Here is an 18,976-nt window from a genome sequence, read left to right on the forward strand (position 1 = left end):
AATATAAGTCATTTAAGATTCGCATTCTCCGGAGGTTCGTCAATGAACAGAATTTTGTTTGAATCCTGCGGATCGCGAGCCAGGGCTGCTTTCTTGCGGGATGATTCCCCGATAACTTTTTATATAAAAAATAAAAATAAAGACCATGCGGCAGGAAATATATATATTGGAAGAGTCACGGACGTTCACAAGGGACTTCAAGGATTGTTTGTAGATATCGGAACAAAAAAACACGGTTTTATTAATAAATCCGATATGGTGTCTGTGCCTTTTAACAATGTGAAGCAAGGCGACTTCGTGGTTGTTCAGGTTGAAAAAGAAGCCATGGGCAGTAAAGGCCCTAAGTTAACCCAGCATGTTCAGCTTCGGGGAGAAGATCTTATTTATCTCCCTTATAGTTGTTATATCGGGGTTTCCAAAAAAATAGCTGGCACGGAAAAAGAACGTCTAAGGGATGTCATGGAGGAAGCCTGTCAAGGTTCTGAGGGTGTCATAGTAAGGACAAAAGCAGCGAAGCAAACCGATGTAAAGCTAAAAGCGGAACTGCAAAGGCTTCGCACCGAATGGGGAAGGTTGACATCAGGCTGCGAAGAGGATCAGTTAGTTAAAGCACTATATACTGAAGAGCACTTTTTGGCTGAGGTGCTAAATGAGGGACAAAGATTTGGAACAATTGATGAAATTATTCTGAACAACGGCGTCGATCTGAACGCGATGCCTGATATTAGTTTTACAAAACCCCAACCTAAAATCACTCAGCAAGTGAAACCGGATCTTTTTTCAATGTATGGTATTGAAAAGGACTATCAAAGCGCATTGAAACGGACTGTCTACCTTAAGTTAGGCGTGTCAATTGTCATTGATTACACAGAGGCCTTGACCGTAATCGATGTTAATACTAAGGGGTTTACGGGGGATGCCGATTGGGAAACGACCGCTTTTCAAACGAATATGGCTGCTGTCGAAGAAATCTGCCGACAGCTAAGCTTGCGGCAAATCGGCGGCATCATTCTTATTGATTTTGTTAATATGAAGGATCCGGAACATAGAGAAAAGGTGTCGAAAAAAATGGCGGCATCGCTGGCAGATGATTTTGTTACGGTAAAGCTTTTTGGTTTTACTAATCTTGGTTTATTCGAGATGACAAGAAAAAAACAACGATACAGCTTACAAAATGCTGTGATCAATGATTTATCAAAACCTGATTGACATGGCTTTTTCATTTATGGTATGATTTTTCTGTTAGTCTATTGGATGCAGTGCGAAAGCGCACCCGCTCCAACCGCACAAAAATAGGCCTTAAAATGCGACATGCTGCCTATTTTGGCGAGTCTGAGAACTTGAGGAGGTGCAGAAATGTACGCGATTATTGAAACAGGTGGAAAACAGCTTAAAGTGGAAGAAGGCCAAGCTCTTTACATTGAGAAGCTTCAAGCTGAAGAAGGCGAAACAGTAACATTTGACAAAGTTCTTTTTGTTGGCGGCGACAATGTTAAAGTCGGCGCACCGACGGTTGAAGGAGCCTCAGTTACTGCAAAGGTCGAAGCACATGGCCGCGGCAAGAAGGTTGTTGTGTTTAAATTCAAACGCAGAAAGCATTATCGCCGTAAGCAAGGTCATCGTCAGCCTTTCACAAAAGTAACGATTGACAAAATTAATGCTTAGGACCTTTATACATGATTAAGGTAAACGTTCATCGTGACCATAGAGGCAACATTGAATCCTTCACAATGGAGGGACACGCTGACAGCGGGCCACATGGCTTCGACCTTGTTTGTGCCGGCGCGTCGGCTGTTTCATTTGGATCGCTTAACGCTGTTCAAGCTATAGCAGGTATTGAACTTGATGTCTGGCAAGCTCCTGAAGGCGGCTATCTTCGCTGCCAGCTTCCCATGACATTACATCTAGAAACACAGCGGAAGGTCCAAATTTTATTGGAAGGCATGATTGTCTCCCTTCAGACAATTGAAGCGTCTTATGGTGAACATATTCAGATTAATGATCAAGGAGGTGGAAAGGATGCTTAAACTCGATCTTCAATTTTTTGCCTCAAAAAAAGGTGTAGGTAGTACCAAGAACGGCCGTGATTCAATCGCAAAACGCCTTGGCGCAAAACGTGCAGACGGTCAGTTTGTCAGCGGCGGATCAATCCTTTACCGTCAACGCGGTACTAAGGTGTACCCTGGTACTAACGTAGGCCGTGGCGGTGATGACACGCTTTACGCAAAAGTTGACGGCGTTGTAAAATACGAACGCGTCGGCCGCGATCGTAAACAAGTGAGTGTCTATCCTGTAGCACAAGAAGCTTAAGCTATTGACCAAGTGATCTTAATAAAGGCAGTGGATGATTCTCTACAAGGAATTAATTCACTGTCTTTTTATATTTTTCCAATCCGTTAAGTATTTTTTGGTATAATGGGAAATAAAGCTGTTCTTTCAATGAAGTCAAACATAGGAGTCATATCATGATAAGCGAGACTGAATTGATTCATCTTATTCGTAACGCCCGGCATGAGTGGCTGAACGAACTGCAGGTTATAAAAGGATACCTTACATTAAATCAGTTAGACAATGCTGAAGGTATTATTGAAGGACTCATTATGAAATCTAGAAATGAGGCCAAATTATCAAACCAGGATATCCCGCTTCTCTCGGCCTTGGTTCTGACGTTTAACTGGTATCAACATACCTTTAAGCTTGACCTAGAGGTTACTGGTGAAGGATTCAGGCTATCGGTCTATGATCGTCAGCTGGCATCACTGCTCCAGAACATGCTTCATGTTTTCGATGAACATGCTTCAAACCGTACCGAAAATACAATGGCTTTGTTGATCCATATTATGGACACATCAGCATGCTTAACACTTGATTTCACGGGGCAGTTAAATTATCCCGAACAAATCGAACAATTCGTAGAAGTAGAAAAGGAAGAATTGAATCAATCTATTCATTTGGTTGAACACTACATAAAGACAAATGAGGCAGTAATCACGTTTGAAATTAATTAAAGTATTGAGGTGGAGCATGTGTTTGTCGATCATGTTAGCATATATGTAAAAGGCGGCGATGGCGGAAACGGAATGGTAGCCTTTAGAAGAGAGAAATATGAACCGAACGGCGGGCCGGCTGGCGGTGACGGAGGAGATGGTTCTAGCGTTGTCTTTGAAGTAGATGAAGGGCTTCGAACTTTAATGGATTTTCGTTTTCAGCGGCATTTTAAGGCGCCAAGAGGAGAAAATGGGCGATCGAAGAGCCAGCATGGAAAGAACGCGAAAGATATGGTCGTTAAGGTTCCCCCTGGAACTATTGTTATTGATAAAGCAACCAATCAGAATATCGCCGATTTAACTAAACAAGGACAAAAGGCGGTCATTGCGAAAGGCGGCAGAGGCGGCAGAGGGAATACCAGGTTTGCAACACCGGCAAATCCAGCACCGCACATCGCGGAAAATGGGGAACCAGGTGAAGATCGGGAAATTGTTATGGAATTGAAGCTTCTCGCGGATGTCGGGTTAGTCGGATTTCCAAGTGTTGGAAAATCAACGCTTCTATCGGTCGTGACAGCAGCAAGGCCAAAAGTTGCCGAATATCATTTTACAACAATTAAACCAAATCTTGGCGTTGTATCCCTTGAGGATGCTGGAAGCTTCGTCATCGCCGATCTGCCTGGTTTGATTGAAGGTGCAAGCCAGGGCGCAGGGCTTGGCCATCAATTTTTGCGTCATATTGAGAGAACCCGTGTCATCATTCATGTCATCGACATGGCGGGAACTGAAGGACGCGATCCTTATGAGGATTATGTTAAAATTAATGATGAGTTAAAGGAATACCAATGGCGTTTACTAGAGAGGCCGCAGATTATTGCGGCAAACAAAATGGATATGCCGGGTGCCGAAGAGCAATTATCTGTTTTTAAGGAAAAGTTGGATAAGGATATACCAATTTTCCCTATTTCAGCCGTAACAAAGGCAGGAATCAATGAACTTCTATACACTGTTCGAGATCTTCTGGAAAAAACACCATTATTCCCAATTTACGAAGAAGAAATTGAGCAGGAAACGGGTCATGTAACATACCGTTTCGAGGAAGAAGAAAAGCCTTTTGTCATTAACCGTGACGATGATGGGTCATATGTTATCAGCGGTCCGAAGGTTGAGAAGCTGTTCAAAATGACTGATTTTAATCATGACGAAGCCGTGCGCAGATTTGCCCGTCAACTAAGAAGCATGGGCATTGATGATGCTCTGCGTGCTAAAGGCATTGAAGACGGGGATATTGTTCGGATCCTGGATTTTGAGTTTGAGTTTATGGATTAGAATCGGGTAAGGGGAATCCAATGGATAATAAGCAGCAGTTCTTTTTAGTTCGTGAAGATGTTCTTTCAGAATCAATGCTTAAAGTGCTTCAAGCAAAAACATTGCTTGAGCGGGGTAAGGCAGAAAGTGTAACGGATGCAGTCAAAAGGGTGGGGCTCAGCAGAAGCGCCTATTACAAATACCGGGACGGCATTTTTCCTTTCCATAAGATTGTAAAAGAAAACATCGTCACCCTCCTTTTGCATCTTGAAGATCGAAGCGGCACATTATCGCTGCTTCTAGATATCGTTGCAAAAGCAGGGTGTAATGTGCTCACTATACATCAAACGATTCCACTTCAAGGAAGGGCAAATGTCACGTTATCAATTGATACAAGTTCTATAACCATTGACTTCAATGATGTTATCGATCGGTTACTAAAGCTTGACGCGGTTGATCAAGTGGATATTATCGGATCAGGCGGCTATAACAAATAGCCCGCCTGACTAAGGGCATGACAAACGTCCTCAAGAATGTTTTCATTCGCCCCCTCAATGGTATGGAGATGGATGCCTTCCGTCAGTGCGGAAAGAAGCTGTGCATTTGTCTCCTTTTTCTTTTTCATAAACAGCTCCACATCCCGCCGGTTTTGAAGCATGAGGGAAGCGGTAATCTCGCCGTATACCTGATGCTCAACTATCACATTTTTAACCAACACACCATGATCCACAATGATGTTTAATTCTTCTTCAGTATCAGCCTCCGAATGACGGCAGGCAATCACTTTTGTTTGAGTGGTGCTGTTCGTCTTTTTTATATAAATGTAGCCTTGGGCGGTTGCTATGATGGGATGATTTTTAGCTTTTAATAATGAAATGTCTTGAACAATGACCTGCCTGCTCACATTTGTTTGTTTGGCTAAGTCGCTTCCTGTTATAGGCTGATTACTATCCAATAAATGCCTCAGGATGAAAGCGCGTCTATCTTCTCCAAGGATTTTTTTATTTTGTTTCATTATGCCAGCTCCATTTTTTCAACAAGTTTCTTTTTATTATAATTGAAAATAGGGACGTTTTGCAGGGTTAAAAAAAGAGTGGCAAATCGCCCAATCTCACCATATACTGTAATGACTTTGTGCAGGAGGGATGAGATTGTGAAAATTTATGTTGTCCAAAAGGGTGATACGTTATATGAAATCGCCCAAAAGCACGGGATTTCCTTAGCTGATCTGAAAAAAATGAACCCACAGCTCAAGAATCCGGATATGATCATGCCCGGAATGAAGATAAAGGTGCCTGTTGCCGGCGGGCCTGCAAAAAAGAAAGAACAGCAGGTGAAAAAGGAAGCACAAATAAAAAAAGGAAAAAAGGAAAATATCGCTCCTAACAACAAAATGCCAGTAAAAGAAAAGAAAAAAGAGATGCCAATTAAGGAAGAACAAAAAAAACCATTGCCTAAAAAAACGGCACCAATAACTAAAAAGGAGGTTCCTGTTAAGAAGGCACCAGTCAAGAAGCAAATGCCTATGATGGAAATGGAAGAAAAGGAAGTGCCAAAATACAAACATTCAAAGAAAACGGCTCCGACCTTTCCAATGATGGATGAAAACATTAGTGAAAATCTTGCTGGCATGGAAAACAAAAAGCAGAATTTGCCATTGATGGATAATAATTTCCCAAATGTGATGATGCCAAAACCCGATCATCAAATGCCGATTAATCAAAAGGCTAACAAACAGGATAGTTTGAATACCATGCCGATGTGGGATTGGCCGAATGCTGGAAATGTAAATGAGCATCATGAGCATCTGGAGAATGCCGAGCAAAATAAAATGCCATCTCCTAAATGGCATGAAGTTCCAATCCAGAGCAGCAATGAGTGGCCAAATCATGAGCAACATATGATGCCTGAGGCGACAATGCCTGCCGAGCAAATGCCAATGGCTCCACCCCCTTATTATGGTTATTCGCCATGCGGATGTGACAGCGGTGGAAAAGCTATGATGCCTTATGGTTATACAGCACTTGAAGGGATACAGGGGAGTTATCCGAGCACAGATTATATGCCACCGCAAACCTATCAGCCAATGCCTGCCTACGACCAGCCTTATCAGGAGTATATGCATCAAGAATATCACCAACCGCAGGATGATTGGCAGGATTACCAAGGGCTATCTGAATTTCAACAGCCCGAGTATCAGCAACCGAGCTTTCAACAGCCTGTATATCAGCAACAACCGGTATACCCACAACAGCCTGTATATCAACAGCCTGTATATCAACAGCCTGGATACCAACAGCCTGGATACCAACAGCCTGGATACCAACAGCCTGGATACCAACAACAAGGATACAACGCAGCTGATTTCATGCAGCCCGGGTTTCAGCCAATGTACCAACCTGATCAACAACTCGTTCCACAATCGCAAACACCTTACCCGGCCTATCCACAACAAGATATGTGGCGAGCAAGTGCCAATCAACGCTGGGACAGTTATGCTAATTACGAGGAACCACCGTATCAGCCTGGTTTTCCAATCAAAAATAATGAAGAGGAGTGACGACCATCTCGTCACTTTTTTCTTTTTGATCAAAAAACTTCCGAATAGGTATGACGTCCCAAGTTTATGCTAAAAAGACGGATAATATTAGGATATGGCTATCAAAATTTTGACAGTATCACCTCTATGTAACAGTTTAAGTCAAGCCTCCTCCACACAAGATATATGTGAAAGGGGGTTTTTAATGTGAAAAAATCAATTTTGACACTTTCCACAGCTTTAATGTTCAGCGGTGCTCTTGTTGGCTGTACAGCTAACAACGGCGATAACGGCAGAGGCAATAAAATGGGGATGCGCGATGTCGGTTACTATACAGATCATAACCGCGGTTATAATGATTTAAATAATCGTAATGACCGCTATAATGTAGCCGACCGCGTCAGGAACAATAACGATAATTTGGATATCAATGATAACAACAATAATAATGGTGTAAATGGCACGCGAAATTCACGGTCAATTGCCGATCAAGTAAAAAAATTAAGCGGTGTACGCGATGCTCACGTTTTGATTACCCAAAATTATGTTGTCGTTGGTCTTGATGCCGATAAGGATATGAACAAAGCAAAGCTGAGATCAAAAATTGATACCATCGTCAAAAATCAGACGACTGGCAACAAGGAACTTCATATTGTGACAGACAAACGTTTGGTTCAGAGGATCACAAACGTAAATAATCAGATAGTAAATGGAAATAACGGCAACGAGGTCCAATCTGATGTCCAAGGGATTATCAATGATGTTGCTGATGCAGCGAAACGTCCGTTTCAAAATAACTCTAAATAAATGTATTGAGCAGGGGATATGACCCCTGCTCAAGTTTTGCATAACATTTATTTATTCAGGTAATAATTATAATGTAAAAACAACCTGAAGTTAGAGGTGATGTGAAATGATACGGCCCTTATTTCTAATCTTAAGTATAATTGGTCTTCTGGCTGCAAATGGCGGAATTGCAGCAGCAGGTCAGTCTTACACACAAAAGCCGCACATCGTTCATGTCCATTTGGAAAAGATTTTTTTGGACGGTATTTCAATAGAAGAATCCAAAGAAGAACATCCATTATCAATGGAGGTTTTTTGGAAGTCATATAAAGATTGGGTTATGGTAAAGAAAAGTGACGGACAAATTTATTTAAAAAAGAAAATCAATGATATCTCGCCGATCGCTAAGACAAAGGGGATTTTTGGCTTAACCGATCATACAACATTAACCATTTTTAAAGGCGATCCGAACAACCATAAAATCATCCAAACATTTTTTCAAATTGATACCCAAGCGCTAGAGGCAGCTGACGTACAGAAATTGCTTAAGGGCTTTCCAGTGAAGGATAAGCAGCATTTTACGGCTATTATGAAGTCGCTTGCGAAATATGAGAAACATTAATGGGCATTCGAGCTTTCGAATGTCCGTTTGGGTTTCCCCAGGGTAAAGTGTATCAGAAACATGATTTATATGGTATGATAGATCTTAGGAATTTTTTATTAGGTAAATAAAAAAGGGGAAACGTGTTTTGATCGATTATATCCAAGGTGTTATTAAATATATATCAAGCCATAATATTGTGGTTGAAAATAATGGGATTGGATATCAGATCATTTGCGCCAATCCATACGCATATCAGAAAGACCTTGATCAGCTAACAACGATCTATACATATCAATATGTCCGGGAAGATATTTTAGCCTTATACGGATTCAAGACAAGAGCGGAGCGCTCGCTTTTTATCCAGCTTTTAAGTGTTTCAGGTATAGGTCCAAAAGGGGGGCTCGCCATCCTCGCCTCGGGACAGCCTGAACATATCATCAAGGCTATTGAGAATGAAAATGAAAAAGTGCTTATAAAATTCCCAGGGATCGGCAAAAAAACAGCACGGCAAATCATTCTGGATCTTAAAGGCAAGTTTAATGATCAATTTGGTTTGTTCTCGCCTGCAGAAACCGAAGAACCTGTTAACAGTGCATTGGATGAAGCCGTTGCGGCATTAGGCGCGCTTGGCTATTCCGAGCGGGAAATCAAACGCCTTTTGCCTAAATTGAAGGATCAATCGTTAACAACCGAACAATACATCAAAGAAGCCCTGAGGTTAATGTTAAACGAATAGGGAGGTTAGCCTGACGATGGAAGAACGCATGGTTTCAGGAGAGTCGATTCCTGAAGAGGAAGTGATGGAAGGATCGATCAGGCCGCAAAAATTGGCCGAATATATTGGCCAAGAACAGGTAAAAGAAAATCTGAGTGTCTTTATCGAAGCTGCAAAACAACGGCAGGAGCCCTTGGATCATGTCTTGCTGTACGGCCCGCCTGGACTTGGCAAGACTACACTTTCGATGATTATTGCCAATGAAATGGGCGTTAATATTCGTACAACTTCTGGACCGGCAATAGAGAGGCCCGGGGACCTCGCTGCGGTTTTAACCGCTTTGGAGGCGGGTGATGTTCTTTTCATTGATGAAATTCATCGTCTGAATCGGCATGTCGAAGAAGTCTTGTATCCGGCAATGGAAGATTTTTGCCTTGATATCGTTCTTGGGAAAGGCGATACAGCCCATTCGGTCAGACTTGACCTGCCGCCATTTACATTAATTGGAGCAACAACCAGGGCAGGTTATTTATCACCCCCGTTAAGGGACCGGTTCGGTGTGGTCAGCCGTTTGCAATATTATACAACGGAAGAGCTCGCCTTTATCGTAAAACGAACGGCTCAAGTATTATGTGCACCGATAGAGGATGAGGCTGCCTACGAAATTGCCAGGAGAGCCAGGGGCACACCGCGAATTGCTAACCGATTGCTGCGGCGTATCCGCGATTTTGCCCAGGTTACAAATGATGGCGTGATTAACCAAATCGTGACCCGAGAAGCTTTGAAGAGATTGCAGGTCGATGAACGCGGACTCGACCATATCGACCATCAGCTGCTAAGAGGAATCATCGAAAAGTTTAACGGCGGTCCGGTTGGTTTGGATACGATAGCAGCAACTATAGGGGAGGAGAGACATACCATTGAGGATGTCTACGAGCCTTATCTCCTGCAAATTGGTTTTATTCAAAGGACACCAAGAGGACGTATGGCAACGGCTGCTGTCTATGAGCATTTTAATATTGAAAGGCCGGAAGGACATGTCTGATTTCGGAAAAATGTTTATGATTATCGGCATCGTTGTGTTTTTTATCGGGCTATTATGGCAGTTTATCGGAAAACTTCCCGGTGATATATTCATAAAAAAAGGAAACACAACGTTTTATTTTCCGATTGTCACGTCTTTGTTGATTAGTATTGTTTTATCGCTTATTTTTTATATTATTAATCGATTTCGCTAATAAAAAGGTGAGTTGCAGAAATGGATGTTTCAATGTTTGATTTTGATTTACCAGAAGAATTAATAGCCCAAACCCCATTAAAGGAACGGACGGCTTCAAGACTAATGGTTCTAAGCCCTGAAAATGGGACGGTTCAGCATCGCCATTTCACGGATTTGACCCAATACCTTAATCCCGGAGATTGTCTTGTGTTGAATGATACGAAAGTTCTGCCGGCAAGACTCCTTGGTGTGAAAGAGGATACAGGCGCCAAGATTGAGGTCTTATTGCTGAAACAAACAGTTGGTGATGAATGGGAATGCCTTGTGAAACCGGCAAAACGGATAAAGGTTGGTTCAACCGTTGTATTCGGTGAAGGGCAACTGCAGGCGGAGTGCACTGGTGTAAAGGACGAGGGCAGGCGGATGATGATATTCCGTTACCAAGGAATATTCCATGAAGTATTGGATGAATTGGGTAAAATGCCTTTGCCGCCTTATATTAAAGAACAATTAGAAGATCAGGACCGTTACCAAACAGTGTTTGCCAAAAATCGCGGTTCAGCGGCTGCACCAACCGCCGGGCTTCATTTTACAGATGAGCTATTGGACGCCCTCAAGGCAAAAGGCGTCACTGTTGCCTTTATTACGCTACACGTAGGGCTCGGCACTTTTCGCCCTGTAAAAGCCGAAAAGATCGAAGAGCATTCGATGCATGCTGAATTTTATCAAATGACTAAGGGAACCGCGGAGCTTTTAAATCGTACAAAAGAAGAGGGCGGCCGGGTTATTGCTGTCGGGACAACTGTTATTCGCACTCTGGAAACCATTGCAGCTAAGTCTAATGGCAGGCTGACAGAAGCATCAGGCTGGACAGATATCTTTATTTATCCCGGCTATAAATATAAAGCGATCGATGGCATGATAACAAATTTCCATTTGCCAAAATCAACGCTGATTATGCTTGTCAGTGCTTTTGCAGGAAGGGATTTCTTACTTTCAGCATATAAGCAAGCGGTGGAGGAGAAATACCGCTTCTTCAGCTTTGGGGATGCTATGTTAATAACAGAGAGGATTTAGAAGAATGAGCGCAGTGACCTATGAATTAATAAAGGAATGCGGACAATCGGGTGCCAGGCTGGGCAAAATCCATACCCCCCATGGATCGTTTGACACCCCAATGTTCATGCCGGTTGGAACACTGGCAACAGTTAAAACAATGAGTCCTGAAGAACTGAAAGAGATGGGCGCCGGTATTATTTTGAGCAACACTTACCACTTATGGCTCCGTCCCGGTGAGGACATTGTTGAAGAAGCTGGCGGCCTTCATCAATTTATGAATTGGGACCGGGGTATCTTGACCGATTCTGGCGGCTTCCAGGTTTTCAGTCTTAGTGATTTAAGAAAAATCACTGAGGAAGGGGTTCACTTTCGGAATCATCTCAGCGGTGAAAAGCTGTTCTTAAGCCCCGAAAAGTCGATAGCGATACAAAATGCGTTAGGGTCTGATATAATGATGGCCTTCGATGAATGCCCTCCGTACCCAGCCGAATTTGATTATATGAAAGCCTCTGTGGAAAGGACGAGCCGCTGGGCAGAAAGATGCCTTCATTCAAACAAAAGCCCTGATCGCCAGGCATTATTTGGCATTATACAAGGGGGAGAATATGAGGCGCTGCGGAAGCAATCAGCAGCTGATCTGACGTCACTGGATTTTCCGGGTTATGCTGTCGGCGGCTTGTCGGTTGGTGAGCCGAAGGACGTCATGAATCGTGTCCTAGAATTCACAACACCGCTATTGCCGCAAAATAAGCCAAGGTATTTAATGGGAGTTGGTTCACCTGACTCGCTTATTGATGGCGTGATTCGTGGCATCGATATGTTTGATTGTGTCTTGCCCACGCGGATTGCCAGAAATGGGACATGCATGACAAGCACCGGGCGCTTAGTTGTCAGAAACAGCAAATATGCCAGGGATTTTGGCCCGTTAGATGAGGCTTGTGATTGCCATGTCTGCCAAACGTATTCAAGAGCTTATATCAGGCACTTGGTCAAAGCGAATGAAACATTTGGATTTAGGCTTACAACTTACCATAATCTTTATTTTTTGATAAAATTGATGGGGCAAGTCCGACAAGCCATTAAAGAAGACCGTTTGCTTGATTTTAAGGCAGCTTTCTTTGAACAATATGGTTTTAATAAGCCTAATGCCAGAAATTTTTAATTTTTTAAAGGAGGGTTGTATATGGGATCTAGCTGGTTAACAACGATTGGACCACTTATTATCTTTTTCGTTATCTTTTATTTCTTGCTGATCAGACCTCAGCAAAAGCGTCAAAAGAAAACGCGTGAAATGCAGTCAAGCTTGAAAAAAGGCGACAAGATTGTAACGATCGGCGGACTGCATGGTATCGTCGACACGATTGATGATCAATCGGTGACAATGAAGTGTCATACTTCCAAGCTAACGTTTGATCGCGCGGCGATTCGCGATGTCGTTGAACAAACTCAGGTGAAAGAACAAGAATAGAAAGAAAAGCGTGCCTTTATTATATATGGGGCGCGCTTTTTCTTTGGCAAGCTTTTTAGTATTTCCGCACAAAGAGGTTGACGCCAATGGCCCCGCCTAGTGCCGTTACAACGATATTAGCACCGTAAAAGAGGTATTGTTGGGATGAACCGGAGTTGTCAAAACCCAAAAATTTTACGGCAAAAATAAGAAAGCAATAAAGTATGCCGGTAACCGCTCCGATCATCAATCCCTTTTCTTTCATCTTTACACCTGCGATAAGCCCGCCGATGAACAATGCAGTAAACGAAATGATTGTTGGCATTAAATTAACAGATGACTCGGAAATGGTCGTTAGCTTAAGTAATGTGGCAAGAACTAATGCCGAGATTATAATAATGATAAAAGAAGTAATCATACCGTAGCAGGCGGCGGTGAATAATCGTCTAGTCATCAAAACACCCCTTATATTCCTTTTTTAATTATGCTTATTCACGCTTGGCCATTTTAGAAGCAAAACATGTCTTTAACAGTTAATTGCTAATCTTTTTGATTCATGATTCCTTATGTTTCTGCTCATACTAACAGAGTGGCTAAGTGATGAAAGGGGATGTTGGATTGGCGACCGTTATCTTAAGAACCATATTTCTGTATGTCATCATTCTTGTGACCTTTCGCCTTATGGGAAAAAGAGAAATCGGTCAGCTGAGCGTTGTTGATTTTGTTGTGTCGATTATGATTGCCGAACTTGCAGTTGTCTCGATAGAAGACCCGGATAAGCCGCTTTGGATGGGCATTGTTCCAATTGGTTTACTCATTGTCATCCAGCTGCTATTAGCCTTCGTTTCGCTGAAAAGCAATCCCTTACGCCATATCATCGATGGGCGGCCCGCTACGATTATTAAAAAAGGGAAAATCGACGAGCATGAAATGAGGAAACAACGTTATAATTTTGATGACCTGCTCACCCAATTAAGAGAACAAAATGTTAAGAATATCAGTGATGTCGAATTTGCTGTATTAGAACCAACTGGGAATTTATCGGTTCTAAAAACAGATCAAGGCAACCAAAAGGATCAGGAAAAAGAGGAAGACATGCCATTTCCATTGATTTTAGATGGTAAGGTTCAGGAGGGGAACCTGGATAAAATTGATAAAACACCCCTTTGGTTAAGACAGGAGTTAAGGAAATTAGGGTTTCGCGACATAAAGGAGATATCCTACTGTATTTTAGATAGTCATGGCACATTCTATATAGATTTAAAGGATGAATTTTAACCCTATGCCGCGTATTTGACACAAGCGGCGTGGGTTTTTTTATTGTTTAGAATAAATCATCAATTGGCGATCACGGTTCTAAAACGCCAAATAAGGAGGAAGAGTATTCCCATCTTTTATTTAAGCGATTTACCTATTATCGGAAAATGCCTAAGTTCATCTTTAGTTAAAAGTCTAAATAAGACAATCAGAACAAAATAGAAAACAAGCACAATGATGATGAGACTTGCCGTTCTAATAAGAAGCGGCCATTCAAGCAGTGTGTTCTTCATAAGAAAACCAGCAAAGAGACCGGTCAAAATTATGCATATGACGCCTTTGAGAAAATCCTTTACAACTAAGGAAAAACCAATTGTTTTAATGACAGTCGCAAAGTGCAATAACGTTACGAGGACGACGCTGACAACAAATCCTAAGGCAGCGCCGATGATCCCTAAATCAGGCCGGGAAGCGAGTGCGATTATAGTAACGATTTTCAAGGCAGCGCCAATAAAGCTGTTAATCATGGCCGCCTTCGCAAGGTCCAGGGCCTGGAGTACAGCTGCAAGAGGTCCCTGGAAGTAAAATAAGAAAAAGAATGGGGCCATCACATAGACATAAACAGCTGATCCAGGAGAATGGTACATCAATGTCATGATGGGCTTGGCAAAAATGTACGATATCACGATGGTAATCCCACCGGTGATCATCGCGATTTTCAGCGCCTGATTCAGCCGGTAATGGATCACTTGAAATCGCTTTGTTGCATGGGCTTCACTAATTGATGGAACAAGTGAGACATGCAGGGCATGCGTAATAAAACTTGGCAAGAGCAAAAGTGGAATCGCATATCCCGCAAGTTCACCGTATTGCCTTGTAGCTAATGCCGTTGATACCCCCGCCAATGTCAGACTATTAGCTATGACAATGGGTTCAAGAAAATTGGATAGGGAGCCAATCAGCCTGCTTCCGGTTGTCGGCAGGGCAATATTCATGAGCTGTTTGAAGGTTTCCCTCCCGCGATTGATATAATTCCAAAACCCTTTTCGGATTTTAATTTTCTTATTGACTTTAAACATTGTCAGCATGTATATCAATGAAACGAACTCGCCAATCACCCCGGCAATCATTGCTCCCCCTGCCGCGTATTCAATGCCTAAAGGCAATAATGATGTGGCTAAAAAGGCAACGAGGGATATCCTGACAACCTGCTCAATGACCTGAGAATAGGCGTAAGGCTTCATATTGCTGAGTCCTTGAAAGTATCCGCGCAGGACTGAAGAAACAGCGACAATCGGCACAATCGGGGCAATCGCAATGAGTGGATACAATGTGCGTTCATCGGTAAAGACAGTTCTTGAAAGTAATGGCGCCAACAGAACCATAACAGTTGTAAAAACAACGCTTAAAACACCGACAACCATAAAGGAAACGGTGAGAATGCGTTTGATTTTATTTCGGTCGTTCAATGCACTCGCTTCCGCGACCATTTTGGAAATTGCAACCGGCAGTCCCATTTGGGTTAACGTGACTGTTAAGATCAGTGTCGGGTAAGCCATCATATACAGCCCGACTCCCTCATCACCGATAATTCGGGCAATGACAATTTTGTTAACTACGCCAAGTATTTTGGTGATCATCCCCGCTGCCATTAATATAAAAGTACCTTTTAAAAAGGATTGTTTTGTCATGACCTGTCACGCCCTTTATATGGAATTACAACTTCATTGATAACATGTATATGCCTAAAAGGGGACAAAGCATGACAAGGAGTTGCCGGATCATGTTTTCAGTTATTTTGTAATCAAGCAAGATATGCTATGATGGAACTTGGGAGTGGTGGACATGTCACAAGAGAATAGTTACGGTAAATGGCGGGAGCATATTGGGCCTTTTCTTCAAAGCAAGCTTGAAGAATTTCATCATTTTGGGCTGAAACGTCTGACAATAGATGAACTATGGCTTTTTATTAACGAAAGCCTGGCTAAGAGAAAAGAACAAAATGAGTTGTCGTTGAATCAATTTGTTAATTTCGTTATGTCGCTGTCAGTCAATGACTATATGAATCGGATTCGAATGGAAATGTTTAAAGACGCTGATCTTACGAACATTGGTCATTTATTCAATTAAATTCAAATTGACATAAAAATTCAAAAATAGCTATAATAAACATACATAGGGTGGGGTTTACAGAAGGGAGAACATGACATATGGTGAAAAAAGGACGGATTGTATCCTTTTTCGCAATCCTTGTTGTACTGGCTGTCATTATTGGTTTTACCATTCAGCCCATTATACATAACGTAAAGCTTGGATTGGATTTAAAAGGCGGATTTGAGGTGCTTTATCAAGTCAAACCGCTGAAAGAAGGACAGAAGGTTACGAATGATACACTGAAGAACGCCGTCGCTGCGATCAATAAAAGGATCAATGTCCTTGGTGTCAGCGAACCGGAAATTTCAATTGAAAAAGGCCACCGCATAAGGGTGCAGCTTCCGGGCGTCAAAGATCAAAAAAAAGCAAGGAAGCTTTTGTCAACGACAGCCAACCTAACCTTCCGGGATGTTAATGACAACGTTGTGCTCGATGGCTCCGATTTGCAAGCCGGAAAGGCAAAGATTGTTTTTAATGATCTTAACAAGCCAATCGTGTCCTTGAAGCTTAAGGACGCCGATAAGTTTGCCAAAGTGACTAAGAAAATTTCCTCGATGCCGCCGGGGCAAAATCTTATGGTCATTTGGCTTGACTATAATAAGGGTGATTCTTATAAAGAAGAATCACAGAAAAAGGATCCCAAATATATATCGGCTCCTAGTGTAAATAAAGTCCTTAACACGAAAGACGTTGTCATCGAAGGCCAATTTACAATGGAGCGGGCGACAACACTGAAGGATTTACTTAATGCCGGTTCACTTCCGGTCAAGATGAAGGAAATCTATTCGACTTCTGTCGGAGCACAATTTGGTCAAGATGCGATGCAGAAAACAGTTTTCGCCGGAATCATTGGCATTGCAGCGATTTTCTTATTTATGTTATTGTTCTATCGGTTTGGCGGATTCATTGCCATTCTTACGCTAATTGTCTATATTTACCTTGTGCTTGCTGTCTTTGTCGGCATGAAGGCGGTGCTGACCCTGCCGGGTATTGCGGCATTGATTCTAGGGGTTGGTATGGCGGTTGATGCCAATATCATTACGCTGGAGAGAATTAAGGAAGAGATTAGGTCAGGCAAAACAATCTTATCAGCCTTTAGAGCTGGTAACCGGCGTTCGCTCGGAACGATTTTTGATGCGAACTTGACAACAATCATTGCAGCTGCAGTTATGTTTGTCTATGGAACAAGCGCTGTTAAGGGGTTTGCTGTCATGCTGATTGTCAGTATCGTTGTCAGCTTTATTACCGCTGTCTATGGGGCAAGACTTTTTCTGTGGCTGTGGGTTCAAAGTCAAGCACTTAACAAAAAGCCTGGTTACTTTGGTGTGAAAAAGGGTGATATCAGTGATCTTTAAAAATTTTGATTTTGTCAAACACCGTAATAAGTTTTTTATCTTTTCATCTGTATTAACAGTGATTGGTATCATCTTCCTCTTTGTTTTCGGCATGAATCTTGGCATCGATTTTTCAAAGGGGACACGAATTGATATTAAAGGAACGCATGCCCTCTCAACAGAAAAGGTGGACCAGCAAGTTCAGAAGCTTGGGTACAAACCTAAAGAAACGATTCTTTCAGGAAACAACAAGGATATCGTGACGATTAGGTTGAATGAGGTTCTTGACAAAGAACAGATTGCAGAAATGAAAACGGCCTTCAAAGATTCAGTAGGCGTAGATAAAAATAATGTCAATATCAGCACGGTATCTCCCCAAGTTGGCCGTGATTTGGCTAAAAATGCCTTTTATGCCGTGATCATTTCATCGATCTTTATTATCATCTATGTGTGGATTCGGTTTGAGTTTCTGCAAGGGCTGACGGCGATAATTGCGCTCTTGCATGACGCCTTTTTTATCATTACGATATTCAGTCTGCTGCAAATTGAAGTCAACATTGTCTTTATTGCGGCAGTGCTAACAATTGTCGGTTATTCGATTAATGATACAATAGTAACCTTTGATAGAATTAGGGAAAATACGAAACTCAGAAAGAAAAAGCCTAAGACTTTCGAGGAATTCAGCGAGATCGCCAATAACAGTATTCGTCAGACGCTCACACGTTCAATCAATACCGTTTTAACTGTATTGCTTCCGGTTATTGCCTTGTTGATTTTTGGCAGTGAATCAATCAGAACCTTTACTATAGCACTGTTCATTGGTCTGTTAATAGGTGTCTACTCATCTATATTTATTGCTTCACCGCTGTGGGCCATTATGAAAGCCGGTCATATAAAAAGAAAACAAAAGAAAAAGGCGGCGCAGCCGCAAACTTAATTTCTACTGAGCCAATCTCTTTCAAAGGGTTGGCTCTTTTCATTGTTTATTTGCAATAAACTAGGGGAATATATTTCTAAACAGACAGAATATCATAAAGAAAACTCGCCGATTGGCGAAGCCAGAGGCGTAGTTGCACTTATGTGCGTCAGAAAGTTATACTTTCTGATTAACTAAAGAAAACTCGCCGATTGGCGAAGCCAGAGGCGTAGTTGCACTTATGTGCGTCAGAAAGTTATACTTTCTGATTAACTAAAAAAGAGGTGGAGCCGATGAAAGGGCAATGGGGATTGATTTTAGCACTTATTTTTATTTTGATTATCGCGATTTTTTCCGTTATTAATGTTGATCCTGTTTCAGTAAACTATTTGTTTGGAACAGCTGAATGGCCGTTGATTCTCGTTATCATTAGTTCTGTTATTTTGGGCGCTTTATTTGTCGGATCAATTGGGATGGTTAAGATTTATCGTCTGCAGCGGGCGTTAAAGAAAGCCCAAAACGAAAATGAGTCTTCAGAACCTAATATTGACCAACATATACCGGAAAACTTTGAGATAGAGGAAAGTAATGAACAGACACAGGTATCCCGCCGGTCAAGAAAAAAATAACAGCGGCCTGAAGGCGAATACC

At 42.1% G+C, this 18,976-nt stretch carries 22 protein-coding genes, 1 pseudogene and 1 other annotated feature; of the genes and pseudogenes, 20 read left to right on the forward strand and 3 right to left on the reverse strand.

The features are described 5' to 3' along the window. The first annotated feature begins 42 nt into the window (after positions 1-42). The 7 genes from EV207_RS01045 (at position 43) to EV207_RS01075 (ending at position 4,792) form a co-directional block, all read left to right on the forward strand. The gene (locus EV207_RS01045) at positions 43-1,209 is read left to right on the forward strand and encodes a ribonuclease E/G (RefSeq protein WP_132742739.1); all 1,167 of its coding nucleotides are present in this window, start codon (positions 43-45) and stop codon (positions 1,207-1,209) included. A gap of 61 nt (positions 1,210-1,270) precedes the next feature. Next, positions 1,271-1,344, forward strand: a sequence feature (ribosomal protein L21 leader region). Positions 1,345-1,356: 12 nt separating this feature from the next. Continuing rightward, complete coding sequence (rplU, locus tag EV207_RS01050) at positions 1,357-1,665, forward strand: 50S ribosomal protein L21 (RefSeq protein WP_132742740.1); 309 nt, start codon at positions 1,357-1,359, stop codon at positions 1,663-1,665. Positions 1,666-1,676: 11 nt separating this feature from the next. Then, positions 1,677-2,027 carry a ribosomal-processing cysteine protease Prp gene (locus EV207_RS01055; protein WP_132742741.1) on the forward strand — a complete coding sequence of 117 codons (351 nt, stop codon included), beginning with the start codon at positions 1,677-1,679 and terminating at the stop codon, positions 2,025-2,027. Further along, positions 2,020-2,310: a 50S ribosomal protein L27 gene (gene rpmA, locus EV207_RS01060; RefSeq protein ID WP_132742742.1), complete on the forward strand. Its 291-nt coding sequence runs from the start codon at positions 2,020-2,022 to the stop codon at positions 2,308-2,310. Before EV207_RS01055 ends, rpmA begins: the two co-directional genes overlap by 8 nt. Before the next feature lie 155 nt (positions 2,311-2,465). Then, positions 2,466-3,008 carry a Spo0B C-terminal domain-containing protein gene (locus EV207_RS01065; protein WP_132742743.1) on the forward strand — a complete coding sequence of 181 codons (543 nt, stop codon included), beginning with the start codon at positions 2,466-2,468 and terminating at the stop codon, positions 3,006-3,008. A gap of 18 nt (positions 3,009-3,026) precedes the next feature. After that, entirely contained in the window at positions 3,027-4,316 is a 1,290-nt protein-coding gene (gene obgE, locus EV207_RS01070; protein WP_132742744.1) for a GTPase ObgE, read from the forward strand. Between the two features lie 20 nt (positions 4,317-4,336). Continuing rightward, on the forward strand, positions 4,337-4,792 hold the full coding sequence (locus EV207_RS01075; RefSeq protein ID WP_132742745.1) for an ACT domain-containing protein: 456 nt from the start codon (positions 4,337-4,339) through the stop codon (positions 4,790-4,792). Here the strand turns inward: EV207_RS01075 and EV207_RS01080 are convergent. Beyond that, positions 4,780-5,310 (reverse strand): transcription repressor NadR, encoded by a 531-nt coding sequence (locus EV207_RS01080; protein WP_132742746.1) that lies wholly within the window; start codon positions 5,308-5,310, stop codon positions 4,780-4,782. The genes EV207_RS01075 and EV207_RS01080 overlap by 13 nt on opposite strands. Positions 5,311-5,448: 138 nt before the next feature. Between EV207_RS01080 and EV207_RS23275 the strand changes: the two genes are divergently transcribed. The 9 genes from EV207_RS23275 (at position 5,449) to yajC (ending at position 12,685) form a co-directional block, all read left to right on the forward strand. Beyond that, the gene (locus EV207_RS23275) at positions 5,449-6,855 is read left to right on the forward strand and encodes a LysM peptidoglycan-binding domain-containing protein (protein ID WP_207902898.1); all 1,407 of its coding nucleotides are present in this window, start codon (positions 5,449-5,451) and stop codon (positions 6,853-6,855) included. 186 nt (positions 6,856-7,041) lie between these two features. Then, positions 7,042-7,641 (forward strand): YhcN/YlaJ family sporulation lipoprotein, encoded by a 600-nt coding sequence (locus EV207_RS01090; protein ID WP_132742748.1) that lies wholly within the window; start codon positions 7,042-7,044, stop codon positions 7,639-7,641. Positions 7,642-7,747: 106 nt separating this feature from the next. After that, positions 7,748-8,242, forward strand: coding sequence for a BofC C-terminal domain-containing protein (locus EV207_RS01095; RefSeq protein WP_132742749.1), 495 nt, complete (start codon positions 7,748-7,750; stop codon positions 8,240-8,242). A 127-nt stretch (positions 8,243-8,369) separates the two neighbouring features. Further along, positions 8,370-8,960, forward strand: a complete 591-nt coding sequence (ruvA, locus tag EV207_RS01100; RefSeq protein WP_132742750.1) for a Holliday junction branch migration protein RuvA — start codon at positions 8,370-8,372, stop codon at positions 8,958-8,960. 16 nt (positions 8,961-8,976) lie between these two features. Then, positions 8,977-9,984 carry a Holliday junction branch migration DNA helicase RuvB gene (gene ruvB, locus EV207_RS01105; protein WP_132742751.1) on the forward strand — a complete coding sequence of 336 codons (1,008 nt, stop codon included), beginning with the start codon at positions 8,977-8,979 and terminating at the stop codon, positions 9,982-9,984. Further along, positions 9,977-10,177 carry a DUF2905 domain-containing protein gene (locus EV207_RS01110; protein WP_132742752.1) on the forward strand — a complete coding sequence of 67 codons (201 nt, stop codon included), beginning with the start codon at positions 9,977-9,979 and terminating at the stop codon, positions 10,175-10,177. Before ruvB ends, EV207_RS01110 begins: the two co-directional genes overlap by 8 nt. 20 nt (positions 10,178-10,197) lie before the next feature. After that, positions 10,198-11,235 carry a tRNA preQ1(34) S-adenosylmethionine ribosyltransferase-isomerase QueA gene (gene queA, locus EV207_RS01115; RefSeq protein WP_132742753.1) on the forward strand — a complete coding sequence of 346 codons (1,038 nt, stop codon included), beginning with the start codon at positions 10,198-10,200 and terminating at the stop codon, positions 11,233-11,235. A 4-nt stretch (positions 11,236-11,239) separates the two neighbouring features. After that, complete coding sequence (tgt, locus tag EV207_RS01120; protein ID WP_132742754.1) at positions 11,240-12,379, forward strand: tRNA guanosine(34) transglycosylase Tgt; 1,140 nt, start codon at positions 11,240-11,242, stop codon at positions 12,377-12,379. Positions 12,380-12,400: 21 nt separating this feature from the next. Next, complete coding sequence (gene yajC, locus EV207_RS01125; protein ID WP_132742756.1) at positions 12,401-12,685, forward strand: preprotein translocase subunit YajC; 285 nt, start codon at positions 12,401-12,403, stop codon at positions 12,683-12,685. Positions 12,686-12,740: 55 nt separating this feature from the next. On the opposite strand, the gene EV207_RS01130 is transcribed toward yajC, so the two are convergent. Beyond that, positions 12,741-13,118 carry a TIGR04086 family membrane protein gene (locus EV207_RS01130; RefSeq protein ID WP_132742758.1) on the reverse strand — a complete coding sequence of 126 codons (378 nt, stop codon included), beginning with the start codon at positions 13,116-13,118 and terminating at the stop codon, positions 12,741-12,743. Between the two features lie 164 nt (positions 13,119-13,282). On the opposite strand from EV207_RS01130, the gene EV207_RS01135 reads away from it, so the two are divergent. After that, the gene (locus EV207_RS01135; RefSeq protein ID WP_341539790.1) at positions 13,283-13,942 is read left to right on the forward strand and encodes a DUF421 domain-containing protein; all 660 of its coding nucleotides are present in this window, start codon (positions 13,283-13,285) and stop codon (positions 13,940-13,942) included. A 116-nt stretch (positions 13,943-14,058) separates the two neighbouring features. On the opposite strand, the gene spoVB is transcribed toward EV207_RS01135, so the two are convergent. Continuing rightward, complete coding sequence (gene spoVB / locus EV207_RS01140) at positions 14,059-15,612, reverse strand: stage V sporulation protein B (protein WP_132742762.1); 1,554 nt, start codon at positions 15,610-15,612, stop codon at positions 14,059-14,061. Positions 15,613-15,766: 154 nt separating this feature from the next. On the opposite strand from spoVB, the gene EV207_RS01145 reads away from it, so the two are divergent. The 3 genes and pseudogenes from EV207_RS01145 to EV207_RS01155 all read left to right on the forward strand — a co-directional run bounded on the left by EV207_RS01145 (position 15,767) and on the right by EV207_RS01155 (position 18,954). Next, the gene (locus EV207_RS01145; protein ID WP_132742764.1) at positions 15,767-16,051 is read left to right on the forward strand and encodes a post-transcriptional regulator; all 285 of its coding nucleotides are present in this window, start codon (positions 15,767-15,769) and stop codon (positions 16,049-16,051) included. 80 nt (positions 16,052-16,131) lie between these two features. Further along, a pseudogene (gene secDF, locus EV207_RS01150) lies at positions 16,132-18,346 on the forward strand (protein translocase subunit SecDF). Between the two features lie 272 nt (positions 18,347-18,618). Continuing rightward, positions 18,619-18,954, forward strand: coding sequence for a LapA family protein (locus EV207_RS01155; RefSeq protein WP_132742766.1), 336 nt, complete (start codon positions 18,619-18,621; stop codon positions 18,952-18,954). Positions 18,955-18,976: the final 22 nt, after the last annotated feature.

It is taken from the genome of Scopulibacillus darangshiensis, assembly GCF_004341035.1.
In the GTDB taxonomy this organism is placed as follows: Bacteria; Bacillota; Bacilli; order Bacillales; family Sporolactobacillaceae; genus Scopulibacillus; species Scopulibacillus darangshiensis.

Bases quoted from the DNA above. Each gene is read 5' to 3' on its own strand.
- EV207_RS01045 (WP_132742739.1), top strand. From the start codon at position 43: ATGAACAGAATTTTGTTTGAATCCTGCGGATCGCGAGCCAGGGCTGCT.
- rplU (WP_132742740.1), top strand. From the start codon at position 1,357: ATGTACGCGATTATTGAAACAGGTGGAAAACAGCTTAAAGTGGAAGAA.
- EV207_RS01055 (WP_132742741.1), top strand. From the start codon at position 1,677: ATGATTAAGGTAAACGTTCATCGTGACCATAGAGGCAACATTGAATCC.
- rpmA (WP_132742742.1), top strand. From the start codon at position 2,020: ATGCTTAAACTCGATCTTCAATTTTTTGCCTCAAAAAAAGGTGTAGGT.
- EV207_RS01065 (WP_132742743.1), top strand. From the start codon at position 2,466: ATGATAAGCGAGACTGAATTGATTCATCTTATTCGTAACGCCCGGCAT.
- EV207_RS01075 (WP_132742745.1), top strand. From the start codon at position 4,337: ATGGATAATAAGCAGCAGTTCTTTTTAGTTCGTGAAGATGTTCTTTCA.
- EV207_RS01080 (WP_132742746.1), bottom strand. From the start codon at position 5,310: ATGAAACAAAATAAAAAAATCCTTGGAGAAGATAGACGCGCTTTCATC.
- EV207_RS01095 (WP_132742749.1), top strand. From the start codon at position 7,748: ATGATACGGCCCTTATTTCTAATCTTAAGTATAATTGGTCTTCTGGCT.
- ruvB (WP_132742751.1), top strand. From the start codon at position 8,977: ATGGAAGAACGCATGGTTTCAGGAGAGTCGATTCCTGAAGAGGAAGTG.
- EV207_RS01110 (WP_132742752.1), top strand. From the start codon at position 9,977: ATGTCTGATTTCGGAAAAATGTTTATGATTATCGGCATCGTTGTGTTT.
- queA (WP_132742753.1), top strand. From the start codon at position 10,198: ATGGATGTTTCAATGTTTGATTTTGATTTACCAGAAGAATTAATAGCC.
- tgt (WP_132742754.1), top strand. From the start codon at position 11,240: ATGAGCGCAGTGACCTATGAATTAATAAAGGAATGCGGACAATCGGGT.
- yajC (WP_132742756.1), top strand. From the start codon at position 12,401: ATGGGATCTAGCTGGTTAACAACGATTGGACCACTTATTATCTTTTTC.
- EV207_RS01130 (WP_132742758.1), bottom strand. From the start codon at position 13,118: ATGACTAGACGATTATTCACCGCCGCCTGCTACGGTATGATTACTTCT.
- spoVB (WP_132742762.1), bottom strand. From the start codon at position 15,612: ATGACAAAACAATCCTTTTTAAAAGGTACTTTTATATTAATGGCAGCG.
- EV207_RS01145 (WP_132742764.1), top strand. From the start codon at position 15,767: ATGTCACAAGAGAATAGTTACGGTAAATGGCGGGAGCATATTGGGCCT.
- EV207_RS01155 (WP_132742766.1), top strand. From the start codon at position 18,619: ATGAAAGGGCAATGGGGATTGATTTTAGCACTTATTTTTATTTTGATT.